We start from the raw sequence: 2,193 nt of genomic DNA, 5'->3' as shown, positions 1-2,193 counted from the left end.
GGCCCCACCATCGAGCAGGCCGACAACGACGGCGCCGGCCCGGAACTGCATACCGGCAACCTGACCCAAGCTTCCGTACGCATGGGTGACTGGCCGCTGATCGCCCTCAACCAATACGTCTGGTTGCGCCTGTGCGGGACATATGCTGACGGCAGCGCCTACACACGCGAGATCTGGAGTGCGCCGACGGCCTTCACCAACCCCGACTGGATTGCTGACCGGTTCTTCACTGCTCCGCTTCCAGCCGATGAGCTCAACGCTCTGCAGGATGGCAGCGATCTGGAATTGGTGTTTAAAGCGGCGCTTGGTCAGAGCACGGTGGAGAGTGAGGCGGTGGAGTTTCCGGTGCGGACTTATATGATCAAAGCGATTGAGGATGTACGGCCAGAAATTACCGGAGCGGAAGACTCCAAAGGGAATGAGATTCTCCCGGGCGGCACGACTGGAGACACCTCGATTACGCTTGAGGGCACCGCAGCTTTAGGGCAGGAAGTGGAAATCTTCGACGGTGCTACCTCCACTGGCAAAAAGCCCAAGGCCGATGACAAAGGTATGTGGACTGTTGAACTGACCGGGCTGACACGTACGAAGCATGTGTTCAAAGCCAAAGCGTTGTATGGGAGCGGGACGGAGTCGGGGGAGTGGACAGTGACTGTGGTCGATCTCGTTGATCTCGTTGAAGACTTTAAGTCATATCCACAGGGAGTAACTATCCAAAACCCAGGGGACGTCCTCGAGGGGACGAACACCAAAGTAACAGTTATTACACACATCAGCGTGCCTTATCGCTCGACAATAGGTACCTTCCCATACGGGCTGGGATGCAATTACTCACTCCCCAGTTTTCAAAATAAATTTGAATACTCCGTCGCATTGAAACAAGGAATTGCCAAGAGTGCGATAATCAAAGGTAGCTCTCACTTTTTTTTTCGATGCCGCGTCGATGTTCAGTTTTTACGGAGCGATTCTGTAATATCTTCAATGCTGCTCCTAGAAACCTACTACCAAGAACCAAGTGATTATGAGAAAGAGGTCGCCCCATCTAACGGTCAAGCGTTCGACGCAATCAAATTCGTGATGACGCCTACGGTTGCAACGACATATGGTCATCTTCTCAGAATAACAACGATCGATTTCAAGAGCTAAATAGTCTGTCACCTTCAACGCGCCGGAGGGATAAGGGGAAGGATTTTTTTATGGTAATCGCGAGCAGGCTCACACCTACAAGGCATCTTTGCCGGGCACTTAACCTGTGACCAACGAAGATCCACTGTGGGAGCGGGCTTGCTCGCGAAGAGGCCAGAACTGTCAGCGCCTATTCCTTGGGCACAACATTATCCAGCGCCTGATTCACCGCCAACTCGCCCAGCATCACCACTTGGGCAATGCCCAGCGCCGTATTGCGACTCGGCCCCTCCAGCGTTCCGGCGAAATCACCGAGCATCACTTTGACCGAGGCCAGGGATTCGCAGGCGTTGGCCAGCAGGGATTCGGTGTCGGTTTGTGGGTTGACCAGGAACATGCTGCTGGGGGTGTACGGCGTTGCCATGATGTTCGCGGGCGCGAGGTAGTGGTCGAGGGCGCGTTCGGCGGCTTCGTGGAGTTTTCTCGAGTTGAGGGATTCGTAGGGCGATACCGGGTCTGTAATTGGCGGATTGGGTGGGGTTTCGGGCATCAGCTGGAACTCCGATCGAGGCACTTTGGAAGAATGATGACCTGTAGGAGCTGCCGAAGGCTGCGATCTTTTGATCTTGATCTTGAAAAACAAAATCAAAAGATCGCAGCCTGCGGCAGCTCCTACAGGGGGACCGAGCAGTTAGTTCGGCACGCGGCGGCCGTCGAGTACCCGGTTGACCATCAGTTCACTGAGCATGATCACCTGATGCAGCATCAGCATGGCCCGGCGCTGTGAGTGGTCGACGGTGTCGCCGATATCGCGGGCCATGTCACTTGCGGCGGCGAGGGATTCACAGGCTTCGACGAGCAAGGTTTCTTCGTCCACGGTGGGGTCGATGAGGAAGATTCTGTTCGCCTTGCATGACGAGGTTGAAGGGATCGAGATCTTCAGTGCGCCGGGGTTGAGGTAGAAGTTGATGGCGCGGTCGGTTGCCGCTTTTATCTTCTGCGGGTCGAGGGCCGGGTCGTACGGGATCGGGTCGGCGTCCGGGGGGTTGGGTGTGGCTTTGAACATGG

The 2,193-nt window shown here is 55.5% G+C and carries 2 protein-coding genes and 1 pseudogene; 1 reads left to right on the top strand and 2 read right to left on the bottom strand.

The window, feature by feature from the left end; genetic code table 11:
• Nucleotides 1-1,146 (top strand): annotated as a pseudogene (locus ACM6I7_RS14525) (hypothetical protein); the annotation flags it as partial.
• 169 nt (nt 1,147-1,315) lie between these two features.
• On the opposite strand, the gene ACM6I7_RS14520 reads toward ACM6I7_RS14525, so the two are convergent.
• Nucleotides 1,316-1,675, bottom strand: coding sequence for a DUF6124 family protein (locus tag ACM6I7_RS14520; protein WP_414888785.1), 360 nt, complete (start codon nt 1,673-1,675; stop codon nt 1,316-1,318).
• Nucleotides 1,676-1,816: 141 nt separating this feature from the next.
• Entirely contained in the window at nt 1,817-2,191 is a 375-nt protein-coding gene (locus tag ACM6I7_RS14515) for a DUF6124 family protein (protein ID WP_414888784.1), read from the bottom strand.
• Nucleotides 2,192-2,193: the final 2 nt, after the last annotated feature.

This window comes from Pseudomonas sp. IT-93MI4, assembly GCF_949767635.1.
Classification (GTDB): Bacteria; Pseudomonadota; Gammaproteobacteria; order Pseudomonadales; family Pseudomonadaceae; genus Aquipseudomonas; species Aquipseudomonas putida_A.
The sequence above is the reverse complement of the archived record's forward strand: the minus strand, read 5'-3'. Positions and strand labels throughout refer to the sequence as shown.

What these genes read in the sequence shown, in the direction of transcription:
- ACM6I7_RS14520 (WP_414888785.1), bottom strand. Translation starts at nt 1,675, where the DNA reads ATGCCCGAAACCCCACCCAATCCGCCAATTACAGACCCGGTATCGCCC.
- ACM6I7_RS14515 (WP_414888784.1), bottom strand. Translation starts at nt 2,191, where the DNA reads ATGTTCAAAGCCACACCCAACCCCCCGGACGCCGACCCGATCCCGTAC.